1 protein-coding gene is annotated in these 2,600 nt (G+C 71.2%); it reads left to right on the top strand.

The features are described from left to right. Positions 1–458: 458 nt before the first annotated feature. Entirely contained in the window at positions 459–2,579 is a 2,121-nt protein-coding gene (locus BST28156_RS34345; RefSeq protein ID WP_174904563.1) for a site-specific recombinase, read from the top strand. The last annotated feature ends 21 nt before the right edge of the window (positions 2,580–2,600 follow it).

Raw genomic sequence — 2,600 nt, 5'->3', positions numbered from 1 at the left:
GGGGACGCCGGCGCGACGGGCAAGCCGGGCGCATAAGCGGGCCGGTCGCGCCGACGGCGATCATCGTCCGCGGCCCGCCCGCACACCATCCCGCCCGCAGCGCCGATCGCAACCGCCCGCCCGAGCCGCGGCCGGACGGCCGACTTTGCACTGTTTGTCAAAATCGGCCGGAACCGCCGTCCTGCAATGCGGTCGGCTTGCGTTTTCGCGTGCGATTGACGATCCTACGCACTTTCAGTGATCGCGCCGTCCGTCGCGCGCGTCCGCCGGCGAGGCCGGGCCGCGTCCGGCCCGATCGCCGTGCCGCGGGCAGGCGCCCGCGACAGCCAGCGCCCCGCATCGCGGGCCGTCCGCAGCCGGGGCAGCCCGCCCGTCTCACCGGTTCTTCCCGGCGCCGCGCCGCGTTCCCGGCCGGCATCCCGAACCCGCCCGTCCAGGGCTTTCGCTATTTCCGCTTTATGTTTCGTTCCCTGACGACCCTGATCAAGAAGTGGCGCGCGTCGCGCAGTGCGAGCCACCAGCTCGACGCGCTGCTCGCGCATGCCGACGCCGACGCGTCGTACGCCGAGCGCAGCGAATGGCTGATCGAGCTCGCGCACTGGCTGCGGCGCAGCGGCACGATGCAGGCCGCACAGGACGCCGTCGAGCGCGACGACGACGCGCGCGCGTATCCGGCCCATGCGCGGCTGCGCTACCTGTTCCACGTGCTCGACCGCAATCCCGCGTGGAAGTCGCACGCCGCGCGGATCCTGCGCGGCGTCCTGCGCGAGTGCGACGGCATCTCGCTGCTGTGCGACGCCGGCATGCCGGTCCATTCCGGCTTCTTCGGCGCGCTGTTCGAACGGATCGATTCGTCGCTGATCCCGCCTGCGCCGAACCGCCGCGAGCTGTCGGCGCTGTTCACGCTGATGTTCCCGACGCCGGAAGACGCGCAATGGATCGACGCGCTGCCCGACGACCTGCTCGCGCGCCTCGTCGACCTGATCTCGTTCGACGTCACCGAAGCAGAACGCCACGAGCCCGGCTCGTTCTCGCGCGACCTGCTGGCCGCGCTGCACAACCTGACCTGCCAGATCAGCTCGACCGGCCTGTCGCAGACGGTGCGCAGCCGCTTGTCCGACGACGATGCGCGCAAGCCGCTCGAGGCGCAGCCGTTCTACCGGCTCACGCGCGCGATGCTCGCGGTCGAGACCGCGCACGCGGCCGTCGAGGACGGCGGCGACCCGAGCAAGCTGCTGCACGAGGTGAACTACCTGCGCGTGCTGCTCGACGAATGCCGGATCGCGGTCGACGACGTGTTCGCGCATCTGTACCGCAACGGCGTGTCGGTCGACATCGTGTTCCAGGTCGAGCGGATGCGCATGCGCATCCTGCGCGCCGAGACGCTGCTCAACGCGTGGATGGCGCGCGACGACCTGCGCGGGATGGCGCGCCTGACGGCCGAGCTGATCGACGCGAACCAGAACAGCCAGAGCGTGTCGCACCTCGTGCGCAGCAACTTCTCGCTGTTCGCGCGCAAGCTCGTCGAGACCAATGCGGACACCGGCGAGCACTACATCTCGCGCGGCCGCGCCGAGTATCTGAAGATGCTGCGGATGGCCGCCGGCGGCGGCCTCGTCACGGTCGCGACGGTGTGCGTGAAGTTCGCGATTACCGGCGCGCACCTGCAGTCGATGCTCGAAGGCCTGCTCGCAGGCGTCAACTACGCGGCCAGCTTCATGCTGATGCACTTCCTGCACTTCACTCTCGCGACCAAGCAGCCCGCGATGACCGCGCCGACGCTCGCGCGCGAGCTCGACGACACCGGCCACGACGAAGGCGTGAAGGCGTTCGTCGCGTCGGTCATCGCGCTGATCCGCACGCAGGCGGCGGCGATTTCCGGCAACGTGCTCGTCGTGCTGCCGGTGTGCCTGCTCGTGCAGCTGTTCGCGGGCAGCGTGCTGCACACGAACGTGATCTCGCCGCAAAAGGCGCACGCGACGCTGCACTCGTTCTCGCTGCTCGGCCCGACGCCGTTCTACGCGGCGCTCACCGGCGTGCTGCTGTGGGCGTCGAGCCTGCTCGCGGGCTGGGCCGACAACTGGTTCGTGCTGCACCGGGTCGGCGACGCGCTGACCTACAACCGCCGGCTGCGGCTCACGCTCAGCGCGGCCGGCGCGGCGAAGCTCGCGCACTTCTGCCGGTCGAACGTCGCGGGGGTGGTCGCGAACGTCGGCCTCGGCCTGATGCTCGGGCTGATTCCGGCGATCGTCACCGTGTTCCTGTTCCCGTTCGAGGTGCGGCACGTGACGCTGTCGGCCGGCTCGATCGGCGTCGCGCTCGGCGTGCTCGGCAAGGACGCGCTCGGCACGCCGGAACTCTGGTGGGCCTGCGCCGGCGTGCTGAGCATGGCGATCCTCAACGTGCTGGTGAGCTTCGCGCTCGCGTTCACGATGGCCGTGCGCTCGCGCAGCCTGCGGCCGACCAAGGTGCGCGCGCTCGTCGCCGCGATCGTCCGCGCGGTGCTCGCGAACCCGTTCGTGCTGGTCTGGCCGGCCGGCGGGCACGCGGCGCGCACCGGCCAGCCGGGCGCGCACTGACCGCCCGCAGGCGGCGGCGCG

The sequence above is a fragment of the Burkholderia pseudomultivorans genome, from assembly GCF_902499075.1.
GTDB lineage: Bacteria > Pseudomonadota > Gammaproteobacteria > Burkholderiales > Burkholderiaceae > Burkholderia > Burkholderia pseudomultivorans.
This window is presented reverse-complemented; position numbering and strand designations above follow the sequence as displayed.

What these genes read in the sequence shown, in the direction of transcription:
- BST28156_RS34345 (WP_174904563.1), top strand. Translation starts at nt 459, where the DNA reads ATGTTTCGTTCCCTGACGACCCTGATCAAGAAGTGGCGCGCGTCGCGC.